The organism is Bradyrhizobium sp. NAS80.1 (assembly GCF_001908205.1).
Taxonomy (GTDB): domain Bacteria; phylum Pseudomonadota; class Alphaproteobacteria; order Rhizobiales; family Xanthobacteraceae; genus Bradyrhizobium.
This window is the reverse complement of sequence record NZ_LGHL01000368.1, coordinates 1-974: the sequence shown is the minus strand read 5'-3', so window position 1 is coordinate 974 and position 974 is coordinate 1. Positions and strand designations below refer to the sequence as shown.

At 51.2% G+C, this 974-nt stretch carries 2 protein-coding genes; one reads left to right on the top strand and one right to left on the bottom strand.

Annotation, left to right across the window (positions count from 1 at the left end):
* Positions 1-203 precede the first annotated feature (203 nt).
* Positions 204-392, top strand: a complete 189-nt coding sequence (locus AC629_RS46320) for a hypothetical protein (RefSeq protein WP_143199923.1) — start codon at positions 204-206, stop codon at positions 390-392.
* Between the two features lie 402 nt (positions 393-794).
* Here the strand turns inward: AC629_RS46320 and AC629_RS48060 are convergent.
* Positions 795-974: hypothetical protein (locus AC629_RS48060; protein WP_210419229.1), on the bottom strand; the 180-nt coding region annotated here is incomplete at its 5' end.

Sequence of the window (974 nt, the reverse complement as noted above, 5' to 3'; positions counted from 1 at the left end):
ATTTCCGTTACTTTGATCGGAACAACGTTGTAGCCCTCGGCTTTGAAATAGTTGGAAAAACTGTTGATTGACGCACGTATGTCTGTGCCGATCGGTGCGACAAAACCTATAAAGAGCTCAGGGTGCTTAATTCTTGCAATGCCATGTGCCAAGGATTCACGTCCCGTTTATGTTTTGGTAAGAGGGTTGTTCAGGGGTGATTCGTGATTTCAAAAAATCAGGCTCGAAAACAGTCGGTTGAGACGGACAACGCCGCCGCGGAATTGGTGATTGCCCACACCGAGATTATGGATGCCTGGTTTGAGCAATGGCGAATTCAAGAGCGATCGAGGATTGATATTGCCTTCAGGAAGGGCCGCCCCCCTGAACAGCCGCGCCGACACATTGCCTAAATTTTGGATAGATCGGCAGCGTTGCTGACTAATCAATTGAAACTATAGTTAAGGGCACGCGGAGCGTGTGGGTCCAATATCGGACTTAAGCGGGGACCATGAGGTCCCCATTTTATTTGCAGTTAGGACACGTACTCAGCGGGTAGGCTAGTCGCCCTCAAAGTCCAGATATCGCGGTAAGCATCAAGCAAAAGACCAAGCGTGACCGGAGTGGATGCGGTCCACCCGAGACAGGATCGACGGTCATATATGTCTGATTATATTGGTAGCGGGGGAGGGATGCGCTACCAAGTCCGAATCCGAAGCGAAATACTTAAGATTTCCATCACGTTGGCCGGATTGGGGTAGCGGATTCGTCGGTGTTACATCCCGCACGCTTTTGATGACGAGGAACTGCTTACGCTACTCAAGCAGCCGCTGTTCACCGGATGCAAGAACCGCATGCACGTCTGGCAGCCGGGTGAGTATTTCGTGCAGTCGCACATTTACTGGGGATTTCTGATCTGCATTCTCTCCGGGATGCGGACCGGCGAAGTCGGTCAGCTCAAATGCGCGGATATCAGAACGGATGGCGAGTTCTAT